This window comes from Mangrovimonas xylaniphaga, assembly GCF_001280435.1.
Lineage (GTDB): Bacteria > Bacteroidota > Bacteroidia > Flavobacteriales > Flavobacteriaceae > Mangrovimonas_A > Mangrovimonas_A xylaniphaga.
This window is the reverse complement of the sequence record NZ_LBIP01000018.1, coordinates 183383-200405: the sequence shown is the minus strand read 5'-3', so window position 1 is coordinate 200405 and position 17023 is coordinate 183383. Positions and strand designations below refer to the sequence as shown.

The window sequence follows — 17023 nt, the reverse complement described above, 5'->3', positions numbered from 1 at the left end:
TATGAAACCATTAACCCAAGAAGCCATTGAAAAAAAATTATTGCGTTTTCCAGATTGGGAATACTACGATGATGCCATTCATGTAGAATTTGAATTCGACAACTTTAAGGACTGTTTTAGCGCTATGAGCCGAATTGCTTTTGAGTGCGAAGCCCTAAACCACCACCCCAATTGGACCAACGTTTACAATGTACTAACCATTTCATTGTCTACCCACAGCGCCAAGGGGGTGACAGACAAAGATTTTGAACTTGCACAGGCCATAGAAACCATTGTAGAAGTGCAGGAATAAGAAATTACCAACCTTATTTTTATAGCATCACTTTTTTACTAAATTTGCGATGCAATTTAAAACCACAAGATTTTTCGCATTAGCGAAACACTAATAATATTTATCCTATGGGAAGAGCTTTTGAATTTCGTAAAGCACGTAAAATGAAACGTTGGTCGGCAATGAGTAAGGCCTTTACGCGTATTGGTAAAGACATTGTAATGGCCGTAAAAGAAGGTGGACCAGATCCCGATAGTAATGCTCGCCTTAGAGCGGTCATCCAAAATGCCAAGGCAGTAAACATGCCAAAAGACAATGTGGAACGTGCTATTAAACGCGCGTCCGACAAAAGTCTTGGAGATTTTAAGGAAGTTCTTTTTGAAGGTTATGCACCTCACGGTATTGCCATTTTGGTAGAAACCGCAACCGACAACAACACCCGTACTGTAGCCAATATTAGAAGTTACTTTAACAAATGCGATGGAAGCTTGGGAACTTCAGGTTCTGTAGTTTTCATGTTTGACCACACTTGTAACTTCCGAATTAACGGTGAAGGTTTGGATGCTGAAGAACTAGAGCTTGAATTGATTGATTTTGGTGCTGAGGAAGTATTCGTGGATGAAGACGGCATCCTTATTTACGCTCCTTTTGAATCGTTTGGTGCCCTTCAGGCTGAATTGGAATCTAGAGGTATTGAAATCCTGTCTTCAGGTTTTGAACGCATCCCGCAAGTAACCAAAGAGCTTACTGCTGAGCAAGCTGCCGACGTAGAAAAGCTTTTGGAAAAGATTGAGGAAGACGACGATGTTCAAAACGTGTACCACACAATGCAAGAACAAGCAGAATAATAAAAGATTCTTAAAAATTATCCAAAAACCTAAACATATGTTTAGGTTTTTTTATATTCATACGTTACAAAACGCAATCAAATTCGTTCTAAAGTAAAAAAAACGTATGAGTAAAGTTTCTACTCCCAAGATATCCTTAACACTTCTACTATTCGTAGGTATTCTTTTTAACCAACACCTAAATGCTCAAATTGTTTCGGGCCGCGTATTGACAGAAGTACGGTCTCCCATTTCTTTTGCCACCATCCAAATTGGAGAGCATCATGGCACCATTAGCAATGAAGAAGGCAACTTTTCTATTAGCACAGTTGGTTTCAACTCCAAGGATTCTGTGTATATTTCCTGTTTGGGCTTTGAAAAACTAGGAATGGTTGTAGAAGAGTTCTCTTCAAAAGATTACATATTGAAAGAACAGGTCAATGAACTTTCTGAAGTATTCTTGACCAACCGAAAACTCACGGTCGATTCCATTCTTTATTACGTGAATAAAAACCTGTCAAAAAACTACAAAACAGACCTTTTGGACTATGAAGTCTTCAGCAGAAAAACCGAATTTATAAAAGGTAAAGACGTTAATTTTGAAATTGATAAGTCCACAGGCTTCTCCAAAAAACAACTTAAGGCCTTCAACCAAGACTTTAATGAATTGGAAACAGCCTTGGTAAACAACAAGTCCAAGCAATACACCGATTTTGTAGGCCATTTATTGATAAAGGATGCTAACGCTACCAAACTTAAAGTTGAAAAAGCAGTTAGACTTCTCGATAAGAACAACAGCCAATCTTTGGAGGTTTTGGCAAATAAAGGAAAAGACATCATTTCAAAACATTTGGATAAAGACAAAGTATATACAATTAAAACCGGCTTGCTCAAAATTTCAGACTCCCTTTCCCTTTCAGAAGGAAATGACAAAATGAAAGACACCGTAAATTCTATTGGCATATTAAAAGGTAATGTAAAACGTCCTTTGGAACACCACGGTTTTAAAAGTCGTTCCATCCTTAATTTTGTTTTGGAAACCAAACTTTACAAATACACTCTAGACGACATCACCTTCCTTGGTCCAGAAATGGTTTATGTCATTTCCTTTGTACCTAGAAGAAGTTCTGCGGACTATGAAGGTAAGCTCTACATTTCCAATGAAACTTTTGCAGTACTTAAAGCCGATTACCATTACTATAAAGGACGTGTGGGTGAAAAATTCAATTTAAAACTTTTATTGGGAATCAAATATGTTGAACAAGGCCACACGGGTTCTGTCATCTATCAAAAAAGTGCAGACAACTTTTATTATCCTAAATACATCTCAGAACAAAGGGATAGTTATTTTTATATAAGCCGACCTTTTAAGTTTATCGAAAATGACAACAGAAGCAACAAAGTCGCCTTTGAATTTATGGTAGAAGGTGTTTTTAAGGAACGGTTGGAAGTTTTGTTTTTGTCGCAAAAACCAATTTCCTCTGCAGAATATGTAGAAACTACCGAACAAAAACACGTCAATTATGAAACGCCAAAACAGTATGATCCAAGCATATGGGCCGACTACAATGTATTGGAACCACTTAACGAAATGAAGGCGTTTAAGGTAGCCGAATAGTCCCTTGAAGTAGGCAAAAGATTCCAATTAATTATCCTATCTTACAGCCCGAACTAAATTTAATCTGCATATGAAATGTAACTACTCTTCGCCGCGTCTCCTAACCGCAGCGATGGCTGGTTTGCTTGCTTTTGCTCCCTTGAGCATGGAAGCACAGCGAAAAGACAAAAAAAAGAAGTCGAAAGACTACCCCGAAGCGGTTCAAAAACCTGCCAGTAACGGAAAATCTATCCAAGAACTTATCAAGACCTCCAACGCTAAGGAAGGCCTTTTTACAGTATATCAAGATACGATTACCGGTTCAATTAAAATGTTGATTTCTGAAGACCAAATTGGCAAGGAATTCATTTATTTCTCGCAAACTATGGATGGTGTTTCTGAAGCCAACAGCTTTAGAGGTGCCTATGGCGATTCCAAAGTGGTTAAAATCAAGAAATATTTTAACAACATTGAGTTTGAAACCCAAAACACGTCCTTCTATTTCGATCCTAGTAGTCCATTGGCCAATGCCAAAGATGCCAACACCAGTAACGGGGTTTTGGCCAGTTTGAAAATTGAAGCTCACGACAGTGCCAAAGGCCTTTATTTAATTGATGCGGACGAATTGTTTTTAAAAGAAACCTTTACCCAAATCAAGCCTCCAAGATACCCAGGACAATCACCAATGGCCTTTACTTTGGGGAATTTGGACAAAGGCAAATCCAAAATCCTAAACATTAAAAGTTACCCAAACAATACCGATTTGGCTGTGGAGTATGTGTATTCCAATGCCTCTGTGCTTAATGGTGGCTCGGATGCCATTGCCGATGGTAGAAACGTAAGCATTGAAGTTTACCACAGTTTGATTGAAATGCCTGAAAACGATTATGAAATTCGTTTTGACGATCCTAGGGTTGGGTATTTCACAACTCAAGTAGACGATCAAACTTCGACAGGAACAACAGCCTATAGAGACTTAATTCACCGTTGGAACTTGGTAAAGAAAAATCCATCTGCCGATTTATCTGAACCTGTAAAACCTATTACGTGGTGGATTGAAAACACCACGCCTTTAGAATGGAGAGAAACCATTATGGAAGGTGTTTTGGCTTGGAACGAAGCTTTTGAAAAGGCAGGATTCTTAAATGCTGTACAAGTGAAATTCCAACCGGATGATGCCGAATGGGACGCCGGAGATATCAATTACAACGTATTGAGATGGGCCTCTTCAAGTGCTCCAAGATTTGGTGGCTACGGACCTAGCTTCGCAAACCCAAAAACAGGTGAAATTTTAGGTGCCGATATCATGTTGGAATACCTACACTTTACCAACAGAGTATTTTATGACAAGCTTTATGGCAATGCTCAGGGAATGACAAACATGGAGGCTGAACAATTCTCAAAAAACAATCCGATGTATTGTTCTATGGGGCATGTTGTCCATGAAAACCTAATGTTTGGTAATACCATGTTGCAAGCTTACAATGCTTCCGATTTGGAAATGGCCCGTATGAAAAAAGAAGCCATGAAAGCTTTGATCATGCACGAAGTTGGGCACACTTTAGGATTGAACCATAACATGAAAGCCAGTCAAGTATATTCACTTGAGCAATTGGCTGACCCAGAATTCACAAAAGGAAAATGTTTAACTGGATCTGTAATGGATTATGCCCCTATCAACTTAAGTAAAGATCCTGCCACTCAAGGGCAATATTATGATACCGCTGTTGGACCTTACGATGTTTGGGCCATCCAATTGGGATATACTCCGTTCAAATCAAAGGCTGATCACGAAGCCCTTTTAAACATGTCTACCAGACCTGAGCTTGTTTTTGGAAACGATGCTGACGACATGCGTAACCCTGGAAAAGCCATTGATCCTAGAGTTAATGTAGGTGACATGTCTAGCGATGCTATTCAATATGCCATCAATACTATTGAACTTTCAAGAGACTTGATGGATAATATCCGCATCAAGTTTTCCAATAAAGGGAATTCTTATGACGACTTAAAACGTGCCTATAATAATTTAATCAGACAGGAAGCTGGTGCTGCCGGTGTGATTTCAAGGTATATTGGCGGTGTGTATGTAGACCGGGCCATGATTGGTCAAGAAGGCGCTACACAACCGTATACACCGGTGAGTTTGGAAGACCAAAAACGCGCGATGGATGCTTTAGACAAATATGTATTTGCTCCAGATGCCTTTACTGCACCAAGCGAACTTTACAACTTCTTGGCAAGCAAACGAAGAGGACAGAATTTCTTTAGAGGTCCTGAGGACATCAAAATTCACGACCAAATTCTTTCAAGCCAAAAAAATGTATTAAATCATTTATTGCACCCAAATACGTTACAAAGAATTACAGATTCTGAAATGTATGGCAACCAATACAAAATGTCAACCTTTATGGTAGACTTGACGAATGCCATTTTTAAGGCAGACATCTACGGAGATGTATCTTCAACCCGTCAGAATTTACAGGTAGAATACACCAAAATGTTGATTGAAATGTTAACAGGGACACAAAGTAGCCGATTTGACAACAACGCTAAATCTATGGCGCTTTACAACCTAAACAGAATCAAAATTATGGCCGCTCCTTATGGAGATATCTCTACAAAAGCACACAAAATGCATTTAACAACCTTGGTTGATAATGCCCTTAAAGAAATCAAATAAGTGCTAAAAACTTTATAAAGAAAAAGGCTATCCATTAGGATAGCCTTTTATATTTCATATACTTAATGAAGTTCTAGGAAAGTTCAGGAATTTTCCCCTTCACACCTTTAAAAAAAGATTTCATGTATTCAAAATCAGCTTCCTTATTATCTGTAGGATAAAAAGGTTCGGAAATTAAATTCTGCTTGTTTTCAAAATCCAAAGTAAACATAATGATGGGAACATTTGCCGCCTTCGCTATATAGTAAAATCCCGTTTTCCACTCTTCTACCTTCTGACGTGTCCCTTCTGGTGCCAATGCCAATCTAAATTCTTCTTTGTTATTAAAAATTCGGGCAATGGCATCTACTTTATTTTCGTTGGTTCCTCGATTGATTGGTGCGCCTCCTATAGCCTTCATGTACCAACCCAAAGGCCCCATAAACAATTCCTTTTTGGCAATAAAATTGGATTTGATACCCACTACCTGACGTAGCAATACACCAATGTAGAAATCGTGCCAACTGGTATGTGGTACGGCAATAAGCACTGCTTTTTTTACCGTATCCTTGGACATCGTAACATTTCCAACCACCTTCCAGCCCAAGATTCGGAAATAAATGAATTTGGCCAGCCTACGCATGTTACATCTTTTTATACAACTCCTTTAAACGCTCTCTGGTAATGGTCTGCTTCCAATTTTTACCAACAGCATTTTCCCAAAGCGGTTCTAAGCTCATAGCCACATCAATCATAGTGTCAAATTCTGAATCTTCCAGATTCGCACACAAACCTTTAGGCAAAGTGATATTGTGGATTTTCTTCATTTTCTTGAACAATTTCACCCCTTCAGGATAAAAATCTTCCAAATGATCAAATACAATACAGTTACCAATTCCGTGTTTGGTTCCCAATAAATACCCCAAACCATAGCTCATAGCATGTGCCACCCCCACTTGGGAATAGGCTATGCTCATTCCTCCATGCCAAGAGGCCATCATCAACTTGTCCTGCATCTCCTCATCACTCAATGAGTTATCTACAAAAATTTCCTTACAAAGCTCCAGGGCCTTCTCTCCATAACTTTGGCTAAAGGCATTGAGATAGGTCCCATTTAAGGATTCAATACAATGAATATAACAATCCATCCCCGTATAGAACCATTGGTCTGTAGGCACATCTTTGGTAAGTTCTGGATCCAAGATTACCTGATCAAATGGTGTATGGTCGGAATTGATTCCTAATTTTTTGTCTGGCCCAGTCAAAACCGTGGTACGGGATACTTCGGCTCCTGTCCCAGAAATGGTAGGAATACCCACATGGTAAATGGCCGGATTTTTAACCAAATCCCAACCCTGGTAATCCTTGGCTTCACCTTCATTAGTCAACATAATGGCTACAGCCTTGGCAAGGTCCAAAATAGTCCCTCCTCCAATACCAATAATTCCCGAAGGTCTATCTTTATGATCTAAAATAATTTTCTCAACCAATTCATCTACCTGAGATGTTTTAGGTTCCTCATCAGCAGAAATGTAAATTAACTTATCATCATAAGCCAAAGGTATTCTTCCCGTAATCCAAGCATTGCCCTCAAACACATCGTCCACCAAAAAAATGAAAGGGGCTTTTGAATTAATGCGCTTTGGGGCCAATATATCTTCCAATTGATCAAAACTTCCGCGGCCAAAAACCACTCTAGATACCATTGGATAATTTTTAAAACTCATGTATTTCTATTATTGTTCAGTCAACACCTGAATAATTTCAGGCAAACTATTTACTGTTCTATATGTTTTATCTTTTGTTTCCGTTTCAGACACCTGCTCATGAATCCATGTGGTATGAAACGGAACATGTATAGCCTTTGCTTTCAGATTTACCAAAGGCAAAATATCTGATTTTAAAGAGTTCCCGACCATCAAAAACTCTGAAGGTTTGATGTCCAAATGATTTAACAACTTGGAATAATCACGCTCCTCCTTTTCACTCACTACCTCAATATGGTGGAAATAATTCAAGAGTCCCGACTTCTGCAATTTGCGCTCCTGATCCAACAAATCGCCTTTGGTCACCAATATCAAACGGTAATCCTGTGATAATATTTTTAAAGTTTCCTCTACCCCGTGTAACAATTCAACTGGCTTGTTGATCATGTCCTTCCCGATGTCCAAAATTGAGGAAATGGTAGCATTTGAAACCGAATTATTAGAAAGTTCCAAAGCCATTTCAACCATGGACAATACAAACCCTTTCACACCATAGCCATACAGCGGTAAGTTTTTGATTTCCATTTTGAACAACTCCTGATCAATCTTATTGGCCGTCTCGTAAGGCGCCAATAATTTGGCCACTTCCAATTCGGCTTCACGGAAATAGGTTTCGTTCACCCACAAGGTGTCGTCGGCGTCAAACCCTATCACTTTTATATGTTGGTATTCATTCTTCAAACTCATTCGAATTTAGAATATCATTTATTTCCAAAGTTGCTTAGCGCGTTCCAAGTCTTCCGGCGTATCAATTTCGACACCTTCAACATTAGTTTCTACCATTTTTATTTTCTTCCCATATTCCAAATACCTGATACATTCAATCTTTTCTGTAGCTTCCAAAAATTGCATCGGTAACTCATAAAAGTCCAACAAAGCCTGCTTTCTAAAAGCATAGATTCCTTTATGCTTAAAGTATCTTGCTCCCGCTTCCTTATCTCTTGGATACGGAATAGGACTCCTAGAGAAATACAAGGCAAAATTCTGCTGGTCTACAATAACTTTTACTGTATTTGGATTACTGATTTCGTCCCAATCCTTGATTTCCACCATTAACGAAGCCAAATCGATGTCCTTGTTTGGATCCTCTTTAAAGACCTCAATCACTTTTTGCAGACTCGCTCTTTCGGTAAAAGGTTCATCTCCCTGCACGTTTACCACAATATCCACATCCAAATCCGCTACCGCCTCAGCTATTCTGTCGCTACCCGATTGGTGTTCCTTTTGGCTCATTATGGCTTTCCCTCCGTGGCTTACAATTTCATTATAAATGATATCGCTATCGGTTACCACATACACATCGTCAAACAATTGTGTGGCCACCGTAGCTTCGTAAGTTCTAAGGATTACCGTTTTACCGGCCAAATCCTGCATTAGTTTAGCAGGAAATCTAGAGGCACTATAACGTGCCGGAATCATGGAAATTATTTTCATATCAGCTGATATATTTCAGTCCAAAAATAAAACTTTTTGAATGATTTTAAGATTTGGGTGCTTTAATCTTTTTGTAAATCCTGAAAAAGACATATAACATGATAAGGGTCAAAATGAAAGCCAATACAGGCAGAAAAACTGACATAGCAGACATCACTGCCGATGTGCCTGTTTCAATGGTTGATACAATAGGATTGCCCAATCCCGCAGTAGAAACCGAAGAGGTTGCCCTTGTAGCCGAAGCGCCACTTTTAATGGCTGCAGCCGTCCCTCCTCCTGCGATAATGGCCAAAGACCACATCACCACAGGATCCAAATTGGTAGCTGTGACAACTACAACTAAAGTCCCTGCAATACCCGCCAAAGGTATTGCAATGGTATCCAATAAATTATCAATAAAAGGAATGTAATAGGCAATAATTTCAACCAAAGTGGCAATGCCCAACGTAACCAAAGCAGTAGTACCCCCTACCCATTGCCAAGACTCATTGACCTCCCATAAACCATAATGCGCTACTAAACTCAAGGCAAAAAGCGGCAAAAACACCCGAAATCCAACGGATGCCGATAAACCTATACCAAGGCATATACCTATAAGTGTTTCTAATGCCATAATGAAAATTCGCTTGTAATTTCATCTAAAAACTAGGCTTCAAAGCTTTCGTCCTTAAAACCGATAAGATACAACTTTTCTTTGGCTCTCGTTACTGCTGTATACAACCATCTCATATAGTCCCTGTCAATGCCATTTGGCAAATACGGTTGCTCTACGAACACTGTATCCCACTGCCCACCTTGCGATTTATGACAGGTGATGGCATAGGAAAACTTCACTTGAAGTGCATTAAAAAAACGATTGCCCTTAATCTGTAAAAATTTGCGGTAATTGGAAGTTTCATTTTCGTAATCTTTTTGAACTTCTTGGTATAACCTATTGGAATCTTCATAGGTCAATGAAGGGGTTTCAGCTTCAATAGTATCTAACATCAACACCGTTTCAAAAGGTTGCATCCTTGGATAATCTACCATTTTCACCTTTACCTCGGCAAACCTAAATCCATAAAGTTCTTTGATGCTAAAAATCTCCAAGACCTCTATAATATCTCCATTGGCAATAAAGCCCGCTTCGGTAGTGGGTTTGATCCAGAAGTAATTATTCTTCACCACCATTAAATAGTCCCCTGCAGACAGTTCACTTTCCCTAAAAAGAATGCGGTTTCTAATTTGCTGATTGTACAAATTGGCTCGTTTGTTACTCCTAACTATAATAGTGGTTTCCTCATGGCCTCTTTCGCTATAGGCATCATTGATGGCATCCATAATTTCATGCCCATCGACCAATCTTATGATATCATTAAAGCCTTGAAGATTAAATTTAAAGCCTTCATAAAAGTGTTCTTCCAAAATTTCACGGATTCTGGTTGCATTCCATAAAATACCAGATTCTTGCCCCTGACGCATTACTTCATCCAATTCAATACTGGAAACCTTCTTATTATAATTAAGGTCCAAACGTTGTCCATCCAAGGCAGGACTCAAATCGGATTTTACTGGAGGTAACTGTGCTTTGTCTCCAATTAGTAACAATTTGCATTGGTGGCCTGAATATACATATTGCATTAAATCGTCAAGCAACGAGCCATTTTCCATCAATTTGGATTCTCCAGGTGTATCGGGAATCATGGAAGCTTCATCAACAATAAATATGGTATTGCGATGTTTGTTTGGCTGAAGTACGAATTTCACCCCTCCTCCCTTTTCTTTTTTCGGAAAATAAATTTTTTTATGAATGGTAAAGGCCTCCTTCCCCGAATAATTGGAAATTACCTTAGCGGCCCTTCCCGTAGGCGCCATTAATACCGCACTTTTTTTGGCTTCCCAAAGATTAGAAACAATCGTCCCTATGATACTCGTTTTTCCGGTTCCAGCAAAACCTTTCAACAGGTATAAGGCATTTGGCGACTTGTCGAAAATAAACTCAGACAACTGTATTAAAACGGCATTCTGTTTTAATGTAGGTTCAAAAGGGAACTTCTGTTTAATGAGTTTATAGAAATCGGAGGCGGTCATTTATCTGTTAAAATTGAATTTTTCGCAAGATACTATATATATAATAGAGCAATGTGGCATTAGTTAATAAAATTAAACCCTTATAATGTGAAACAAATTTCATATCTTTCTTTTTTAATTGAATTTTATTTGCATTGGTTTTCGTGAATAAAAAAAAGTTGTAGATTTGCGTATCACCTTTAATAAAATAAAAATAACTAACTATGTTAACAATAATTATTGCTGTTGTAATTATTATTCTAGGTACGATAGGAATCGTATGGTTGATTGATAAATTTGTTCCAAAAAAGGTTAAACCTTTAATCAACATCGCCTTATGGGTACTTATCGGATTCTTGGCATATTCAACATTTATGTCGGTTTACGGCGAAATCCAATTCAACCAACTTAAAAAGAAGCGCTATGCGGCAGTAATCGAAAAATTGAAAGATATTAGAGATGCCGAGTTAGCCCACAAAACGGTTACAGGTAAATTTACTGATAACTTTGACAATTTAGTAAAGTTCATTGATACTGCTCAATTTACCATTACTCAACGTAGAGATTCAAGTGTTATCGACGAAGAGCTTACCAAGCGTTTTGGTGGTGTTGAAATGAGAAAAGATATTGTTATCATTGACACTTTGGATTTTGTTCCTGTGAAAGATTCTCTTTTTGGAGCAGACACGCGTTACAAAACTATGATGAACTTACCTGTAGGTAAGCCAGATGCTAAATTTGAACTTAAGGCAGGTACCTTAGATGAAATTCCGGTGTTTGAAGCATCTGTTTTGAAGGACGTGATTCTTTTTGACCAAGATCCTAATTTGGTAGCTAAAGAAAATGAAGTGATTTCTGTGGACGATGTAAATGGTCCTGCGCTTAAAGTAGGTTCCATGAGCGAAATTAACACTAATGGAAACTGGCCTAAAAATTATTCAAACGAGTAAGAAATTGCATCAAATCGATATTAAGGAACTGTCCATTCAAATTAGTTTGAGTGGACTTTCTTTTTGTATTTTAAATAGGTCCACAAATACCGTTGGACATCTTCAGCACTTTCCTTTCGACAAAAAGCTAACGCCATTTGACATTCTGGAACGCATCATCGCCACTTTGGAAGATGGTACTGTTTATGACCAGGCCTTTAGCGAGGTGCTTCTCATTTACCAAAATGAATTGTCTTGTTTGGTACCAAAACCGTTGTTTGATGAAGCCCATTGTGCCGATTATCTAAAGTTCAACGCCAAAATACTAACCACCGATTATATTTCATTTGATGAAATTCCGTTTAACGATTCGGTGAATGTTTATGTCCCTTTGGTAAATGTCAACAATTTCATGTTTGACAAATTTGGTTCTTTTGAATACAAACACGCCTCTACCATTTTAATAGAGCACATCCTGAAGCACCAACCACTTTCCAATGTTCCCAACATTTATGTAAATGTAAATGAACATCATTTTGAACTAGTAGTTGTGAAAGATTATAACTTGGTATTGTACAATACTTTTGAATACACCACCAAGGAAGACTTTATTTACTACATTCTATTTACCATAGAACAATTAAAAATGGATCCCGAAACCTTAAAGTTGAAGTTAATGGGAACCATTACCGAAGGAGATGACCTGTACCAAATTGTATATACTTTTATACGAAATGTAGAGTTTGTCATGCCTCATCATAAATTTAATTTTATCGAAGAACCTAAGGCAGCCCACAACAATTATGTTCTTTTAAACAGTTTTAAGTAATGCGCATTATTTCTGGACAATACAAAGGAAGACGTATCACCCCTCCCAAAAAACTCCCTGTTCGCCCAACTACCGATTTGGCTAAGGAGGCCTTTTTCAACATTCTTAACAACCTGTATTACTTTGATGAAATTTCAGTGATCGATTTGTTTTCGGGAACTGGAAGTATCAGTTATGAGTTTGCCTCACGTGGCACCGAGCAGATTACGGCTGTAGACCAAAATTTCGGATGTATCAAATTTATCAATGAAACGTCCGAAGCTTTCGATATGCCCATCGCCACTATAAAAAGTGACGTTTTCAAGTTTTTGGAAAGTTCCAAAACAAAAGCCACCGTTATTTTTGCAGATCCTCCTTATGGGTTTACTCAAGAACAGTTCGAAACCATTCCTAATCTGGTATTCCAAAATAATTTGTTGGAAGAAGATGGTGTTTTAATTGTAGAACATTCCAAAGAAACCGACTTATCCAGTATGGAACATTATGCCTATTCCAAAAATTACGGAGGATGTGTATTCAGTTTTTTTGAAATAGAAGCAGAAGATCTTTCCGAAGAAGAATAAACTTAAAAACCTCAATTATTGATAAAAAACAAAGCCCATTAAAAAATGGGCCTGTTTTAAGCAAGTAAATCTATAAGCCGAATTCTGTACTCCGAATGGAGCCCTTATCATTTATCTGAGTGTACTGTTACCAGCACACTTTAGCTGCCTACCCTCCAACATCGAACGTGCCGCCCTCAAGCGTTGGTATACATGACATTGCACCGTATAGAGTTTACATGATTTCACTACAGCATTACCTGTACATCCTTTCTGTTGCACTATTCCTAGCCTCACGACTGGTGGCCATTAACCACTATACTGCACTACGGTGTTCGGACTTTCCTAACCAATAAATTGGTTCGATAAGGCGATTTACTTGGGTGCAAATTTACAAATAACATATTCTAATTTCCATGCCTTTTTAGTCATTTTATTTCGCATCACCTAAGGACAACTGCTATTCGCCCTAATAAGTTGTTGATAACTCCTGTCAAAATTAGACCTCATAATTCCCTATTTACAATTGAATTTTTAATTTTGTTGTTCTAAGTTTTTTCAATGGAACATTTCATCGTATCAGCTCGAAAATACAGACCTCAAATCTTCAAAGATGTTGTAGGTCAGCAAGCTATTACCAATACTTTGCTCAATGCCATTGAAAATAACCATTTAGCTCAAGCCTTACTTTTTACGGGACCTAGAGGGGTTGGAAAGACTACTTGCGCCCGTATTTTGGCAAAAATGATCAATAGTGACGGTAATGAAAGTGAAGATGAAGATTTTGCTTTCAACATTTTTGAGCTGGATGCCGCTTCCAACAACTCGGTAGACGATATTAGGAACCTTACGGATCAAGTTAGAATACCACCGCAGGTTGGAAAATACAAAGTCTATATCATCGACGAGGTGCACATGCTCTCTCAGGCCGCTTTCAATGCGTTTTTGAAAACCCTGGAAGAGCCTCCAAAGCACTGTATCTTTATTTTGGCAACTACTGAAAAACATAAAATCATTCCAACGATTTTATCTCGTTGTCAAATTTTCGACTTTAAACGCATTACGGTAAAAGATGCCAAAGAGCACTTAAAATATATTGCCGAAGAACAAGGTGTAACTGCCGAAGACGATGCACTACACATCATTGCCCAAAAGGCAGATGGCGCTATGCGTGATGCCCTTTCCATTTTTGATAGGGTAGTAAGTTTTTCAGGAAAGAACCTAACGCGTCAAGCCGTAACTGAGAACTTGAATGTTCTGGATTACGAAACCTACTTAACCAGTACCGATTTGATTCTGGAAAATAAAATTCCAGATTTACTTATCCAGTTCAATATTATTTTAGGTAAAGGTTTTGACGGGCATCATTACATTGCTGGGCTAGCATCGCACTTTAGAAACTTACTGGTTTGTAAAAATCCAAAAACAGTTGAACTTTTAGAAGTTGGTGAAGATGCTTCACAAAAATATTTGGAACAGGCTCAAAAGGCTCCACAGGATTTCCTGTTGAAGGGCATAGAACTTGCCAACGACTGTGACCTGAAATATAAAAGCAGTAAAAACCAACGCTTGCTCGTTGAATTATGCCTTATGCAGCTTGCCTCTATCACTTTTGATGGAGAAAAAAAAAATAGCAGACGTTACATAATTCCGCCTTCTTATTTCAAAAAGAAAGGCATTACCCCAATACCGGTTTCTGTTCCTAAACCTGCAGCAGTTCAAAAAACAGCTTCACCACAAACAAATACATCTAGTGAAGAAGTTAAGCAGCCTGCAGCCAAAGAGGCACTTACTACAGAAGCGATTATTGCCAAAAGAGAATCCCAACAAGGTAGAACCTCTGGCCTTTCGCTAAAAAGTATCCGTGCCAAACGGGAACATTCCATAAAACAACAGGATGTTGTTGTAGACCCAACCGACCTCCCTACAGAGGAATTTACCCCGGAGGAATTTATGAATGCATGGAATTCCTACATTGAAAAACTGGAGTCCAAAGGAGAAAAAATTATGGCATCCATCCTGGAGATGAACACCCCAAAATTGAATGGCACCTCTATTGGATTGGAATTTCCTAATTCAACTTTAAAAGTAGAATTGGAACGTGCCCAAAACCCATTGATGGAATACCTCAAAAATAGGCTCAAAAATTTTGACCTAAGATTGGATATTGTCGTTAATGAGGAAACTGTAAAGCAATATGCTTTTACCCCTGAAGATCAATATGAAAAACTTAAGGAAAAAAACCCTAATATTGAACTTTTAAGAAGTATTTTTGGACTTGATATATAGACTGTCATGAAATACATTTTGTTACTTTTCACGCTCTCAGCAATGGTTCTTACAAGTTGCGACGGACGCCAAAGCTCAAGGGAGTCCTTGCAACAATCTATTTCAGAATTCAATCAAAAACAAACGCCTTTAGAGCTTATCAGCTTTTATCCAAAAGAATATACTGAAGTTGAAACGGACACCATAATGTCCAATAATCTAAGGGTAAACATCAAAAATTACAGTTTGATGGACCAAGAGGTAATTCAGCACAAAAAAACAATTGGTAATAATAAAGACATTCAATACCACCGAGCATTTGAATCGGAAATTGCAGTTTATAATGCTAATCAAAAAATATATACTACCACCATTAATGCCCATCAATTCCAAAATAAAGACAATTCATCGTTTTGGAATAATGCTACTTTAGAGCATGTATGGGTAAATCATGAAACTTCTGGCTTAGATTGGGTGAATTTAGAAATTACCTTTATCGATCCCCAAACGCACGCCTATAGAGTTTATGAAATGACCATTGACCACAATGGCAAACAAGACACATTTTTAAAGGAACAAAATAGTTAGACAGATGTTAGGCTTAAAACTCCCTACAGACCCACGTTGGGTCAATATCGTTGAAAAGAATATTGAAGACATCCTTACAGACCATGCATTCTGTGAGCAAAAGGCAACAAGTACCGCCATTTCTCTAATAGTTGGATTTCCGGAATACACCGAATTGGTTCAGGAAATGGTAGCTTTGGTGAAAGAAGAAATCAGCCATTTTAAAATGGTCCACGATAAAATTTTGGAGCGTGGTTGGACCTTGGGTCGTGACCGAAAAGACGACTACGTAATCGCCTTGATGAAATTCTTTCCAAAAGGAGGCAGTAGAACAACCCAGTTGGTTAACAGATTGCTCTATGCGGCTTTAATTGAAGCTAGAAGTTGTGAACGTTTCAGACTACTTTCAGAAGAATTGGAAGATAAGGAACTAGCAGAATTTTACAGAAAACTTATGGTAAGCGAAGCCAACCACTACACCATGTTTTTAGGTTTTGCCAGACAGTATGGAGACCGAAAGGAAGTGGACAAAAAGTGGCAGGATTTATTGGATTATGAAGCCGAAATCATGAGAGATTTGGGTAAAAAGGAAACGATCCACGGTTAACAATAGAACATAAAAAATCCCAATTATCAAAGTAATCTTTGTAATTGGGATGATACCATTTTATAAAAAAAACGATTAATAGCCTTACCTAAAACACTCTAAAGTTAACACCAATTTGAATGACATTGTTTGTTGCTTCGGGGCTTAAATCGTCATCAAAAACATTTGAAAAACCATAGTTATATCTGGCATCTACGTACCAGTCTTCACACACCTTAAACTCTATAATTCCTACACCAGAAAACACAAAGTTTTTAAAGCCATCACCTTCTTTGTGAATTTTCAGTCCAGCTTGAGGACCTACACCAAGCGCTACCCTACCATCAAACATGGCATACTTGAAAAGTACTGGTAAATTAAGGTAATCATTGGCAAAATCTTCAACTCCAGCACCTTCCGGCGAAAACTGTAATTCTGGCATTATAGAGAACTGTTCGGTTAAACCGATGTCTGCATGAACTCCAAACAAAAATCCGTTTCTGTGTGGATTTCTTACTATTGGGGTTTCTTTATAATCTAAATTTGAAATGGTTAAACCGGCTCTTACACCATATTTAACTTCTTGAGAATATCCAAGTGTCACGAACAACACTACCAATAAACTAGTAAAAATTGTCTTCATAGTTTGAATGATTTGAGTGCTCGAATATAAATGGAATTAACAAATAACTGTTA

17 protein-coding genes and 1 other RNA gene are annotated in these 17023 nt (G+C 38.1%); 10 read left to right on the top strand and 8 right to left on the bottom strand.

Annotated elements, in window-relative coordinates:
• Nucleotide 1: 1 nt before the first annotated feature.
• From ZA06_RS11950 to ZA06_RS11935, 4 genes are all read left to right on the top strand, one after another.
• Nucleotides 2-292, top strand: coding sequence for a 4a-hydroxytetrahydrobiopterin dehydratase (locus ZA06_RS11950; RefSeq protein WP_053977709.1), 291 nt, complete (start codon nucleotides 2-4; stop codon nucleotides 290-292).
• Nucleotides 293-399: 107 nt separating this feature from the next.
• Complete coding sequence (locus ZA06_RS11945; protein ID WP_053977708.1) at nucleotides 400-1119, top strand: YebC/PmpR family DNA-binding transcriptional regulator; 720 nt, start codon at nucleotides 400-402, stop codon at nucleotides 1117-1119.
• A 106-nt stretch (nucleotides 1120-1225) separates the two neighbouring features.
• Entirely contained in the window at nucleotides 1226-2716 is a 1491-nt protein-coding gene (locus ZA06_RS11940) for a carboxypeptidase-like regulatory domain-containing protein (protein WP_053977707.1), read from the top strand.
• Between the two features lie 70 nt (nucleotides 2717-2786).
• On the top strand, nucleotides 2787-5378 hold the full coding sequence (locus tag ZA06_RS11935; RefSeq protein WP_053977706.1) for a zinc-dependent metalloprotease: 2592 nt from the start codon (nucleotides 2787-2789) through the stop codon (nucleotides 5376-5378).
• Nucleotides 5379-5451: 73 nt separating this feature from the next.
• Here ZA06_RS11935 and ZA06_RS11930 read toward each other — a convergent pair whose 3' ends face one another.
• The 6 genes from ZA06_RS11930 to ZA06_RS11905 are packed head-to-tail and all read right to left on the bottom strand — an operon-like array spanning nucleotide 5452 to nucleotide 10627.
• On the bottom strand, nucleotides 5452-6000 hold the full coding sequence (locus tag ZA06_RS11930) for a 1-acyl-sn-glycerol-3-phosphate acyltransferase (protein WP_053977705.1): 549 nt from the start codon (nucleotides 5998-6000) through the stop codon (nucleotides 5452-5454).
• A gap of 1 nt (nucleotide 6001) precedes the next feature.
• A complete protein-coding gene (locus ZA06_RS11925; protein WP_053977704.1) occupies nucleotides 6002-7084 on the bottom strand; it encodes an iron-containing alcohol dehydrogenase family protein in 1083 nt (360 codons plus the stop codon).
• A gap of 9 nt (nucleotides 7085-7093) precedes the next feature.
• On the bottom strand, nucleotides 7094-7810 hold the full coding sequence (locus tag ZA06_RS11920) for an HAD family hydrolase (protein ID WP_394332253.1): 717 nt from the start codon (nucleotides 7808-7810) through the stop codon (nucleotides 7094-7096).
• An 18-nt stretch (nucleotides 7811-7828) separates the two neighbouring features.
• Complete coding sequence (gene kdsB / locus ZA06_RS11915) at nucleotides 7829-8557, bottom strand: 3-deoxy-manno-octulosonate cytidylyltransferase (RefSeq protein ID WP_053977703.1); 729 nt, start codon at nucleotides 8555-8557, stop codon at nucleotides 7829-7831.
• 46 nt (nucleotides 8558-8603) lie between these two features.
• A complete protein-coding gene (locus ZA06_RS11910; RefSeq protein ID WP_053977702.1) occupies nucleotides 8604-9170 on the bottom strand; it encodes a DUF4126 domain-containing protein in 567 nt (188 codons plus the stop codon).
• A gap of 32 nt (nucleotides 9171-9202) precedes the next feature.
• The gene (locus ZA06_RS11905; RefSeq protein ID WP_053977701.1) at nucleotides 9203-10627 is read right to left on the bottom strand and encodes an ATP-dependent DNA helicase; all 1425 of its coding nucleotides are present in this window, start codon (nucleotides 10625-10627) and stop codon (nucleotides 9203-9205) included.
• Nucleotides 10628-10830: 203 nt separating this feature from the next.
• Between ZA06_RS11905 and ZA06_RS11900 the strand changes: the two genes are divergently transcribed.
• The 3 genes from ZA06_RS11900 to rsmD are packed head-to-tail and all read left to right on the top strand — an operon-like array spanning nucleotide 10831 to nucleotide 12927.
• On the top strand, nucleotides 10831-11556 hold the full coding sequence (locus ZA06_RS11900) for a hypothetical protein (RefSeq protein ID WP_053977700.1): 726 nt from the start codon (nucleotides 10831-10833) through the stop codon (nucleotides 11554-11556).
• Complete coding sequence (locus ZA06_RS11895; protein ID WP_082332017.1) at nucleotides 11522-12364, top strand: DUF3822 family protein; 843 nt, start codon at nucleotides 11522-11524, stop codon at nucleotides 12362-12364. Before ZA06_RS11900 ends, ZA06_RS11895 begins: the two co-directional genes overlap by 35 nt.
• The gene (rsmD, locus tag ZA06_RS11890) at nucleotides 12364-12927 is read left to right on the top strand and encodes a 16S rRNA (guanine(966)-N(2))-methyltransferase RsmD (protein WP_053977699.1); all 564 of its coding nucleotides are present in this window, start codon (nucleotides 12364-12366) and stop codon (nucleotides 12925-12927) included. The genes ZA06_RS11895 and rsmD overlap by 1 nt, the downstream gene beginning before the upstream one ends.
• Before the next feature lie 57 nt (nucleotides 12928-12984).
• Here the strand turns inward: rsmD and rnpB are convergent.
• An RNA gene (gene rnpB, locus ZA06_RS13885) (RNase P RNA component class A) lies at nucleotides 12985-13288 on the bottom strand.
• A gap of 179 nt (nucleotides 13289-13467) precedes the next feature.
• Between rnpB and dnaX the strand changes: the two genes are divergently transcribed.
• From dnaX to miaE, 3 genes are read left to right on the top strand one after another with little or no spacing between them, the layout of a single operon-like run.
• Nucleotides 13468-15195: a DNA polymerase III subunit gamma/tau gene (gene dnaX, locus ZA06_RS11885; RefSeq protein WP_053977698.1), complete on the top strand. Its 1728-nt coding sequence runs from the start codon at nucleotides 13468-13470 to the stop codon at nucleotides 15193-15195.
• A 6-nt stretch (nucleotides 15196-15201) separates the two neighbouring features.
• A complete protein-coding gene (locus tag ZA06_RS11880) occupies nucleotides 15202-15762 on the top strand; it encodes a hypothetical protein (protein ID WP_053977697.1) in 561 nt (186 codons plus the stop codon).
• Between the two features lie 4 nt (nucleotides 15763-15766).
• The gene (gene miaE, locus ZA06_RS11875) at nucleotides 15767-16348 is read left to right on the top strand and encodes a tRNA-(ms[2]io[6]A)-hydroxylase (protein WP_053977696.1); all 582 of its coding nucleotides are present in this window, start codon (nucleotides 15767-15769) and stop codon (nucleotides 16346-16348) included.
• A gap of 88 nt (nucleotides 16349-16436) precedes the next feature.
• On the opposite strand, the gene ZA06_RS11870 is transcribed toward miaE, so the two are convergent.
• Nucleotides 16437-16970 (bottom strand): porin family protein, encoded by a 534-nt coding sequence (locus tag ZA06_RS11870; protein WP_053977695.1) that lies wholly within the window; start codon nucleotides 16968-16970, stop codon nucleotides 16437-16439.
• Nucleotides 16971-17023 lie beyond the last annotated feature (53 nt).

Coding starts and splice junctions, on each gene's coding strand:
- ZA06_RS11920 (WP_394332253.1), bottom strand. CDS start 7,810: ATGAGTTTGAAGAATGAATACCAACATATAAAAGTGATAGGGTTTGAC.
- ZA06_RS11895 (WP_082332017.1), top strand. CDS start 11,522: ATGGAAACTGGCCTAAAAATTATTCAAACGAGTAAGAAATTGCATCAA.
- ZA06_RS11945 (WP_053977708.1), top strand. CDS start 400: ATGGGAAGAGCTTTTGAATTTCGTAAAGCACGTAAAATGAAACGTTGG.
- ZA06_RS11900 (WP_053977700.1), top strand. CDS start 10,831: ATGTTAACAATAATTATTGCTGTTGTAATTATTATTCTAGGTACGATA.
- ZA06_RS11940 (WP_053977707.1), top strand. CDS start 1,226: ATGAGTAAAGTTTCTACTCCCAAGATATCCTTAACACTTCTACTATTC.
- rsmD (WP_053977699.1), top strand. CDS start 12,364: ATGCGCATTATTTCTGGACAATACAAAGGAAGACGTATCACCCCTCCC.
- ZA06_RS11950 (WP_053977709.1), top strand. CDS start 2: ATGAAACCATTAACCCAAGAAGCCATTGAAAAAAAATTATTGCGTTTT.
- ZA06_RS11880 (WP_053977697.1), top strand. CDS start 15,202: ATGAAATACATTTTGTTACTTTTCACGCTCTCAGCAATGGTTCTTACA.
- dnaX (WP_053977698.1), top strand. CDS start 13,468: ATGGAACATTTCATCGTATCAGCTCGAAAATACAGACCTCAAATCTTC.
- ZA06_RS11925 (WP_053977704.1), bottom strand. CDS start 7,084: ATGAGTTTTAAAAATTATCCAATGGTATCTAGAGTGGTTTTTGGCCGC.
- ZA06_RS11870 (WP_053977695.1), bottom strand. CDS start 16,970: ATGAAGACAATTTTTACTAGTTTATTGGTAGTGTTGTTCGTGACACTT.
- ZA06_RS11905 (WP_053977701.1), bottom strand. CDS start 10,627: ATGACCGCCTCCGATTTCTATAAACTCATTAAACAGAAGTTCCCTTTT.
- miaE (WP_053977696.1), top strand. CDS start 15,767: ATGTTAGGCTTAAAACTCCCTACAGACCCACGTTGGGTCAATATCGTT.
- ZA06_RS11910 (WP_053977702.1), bottom strand. CDS start 9,170: ATGGCATTAGAAACACTTATAGGTATATGCCTTGGTATAGGTTTATCG.
- ZA06_RS11930 (WP_053977705.1), bottom strand. CDS start 6,000: ATGCGTAGGCTGGCCAAATTCATTTATTTCCGAATCTTGGGCTGGAAG.
- kdsB (WP_053977703.1), bottom strand. CDS start 8,557: ATGAAAATAATTTCCATGATTCCGGCACGTTATAGTGCCTCTAGATTT.
- ZA06_RS11935 (WP_053977706.1), top strand. CDS start 2,787: ATGAAATGTAACTACTCTTCGCCGCGTCTCCTAACCGCAGCGATGGCT.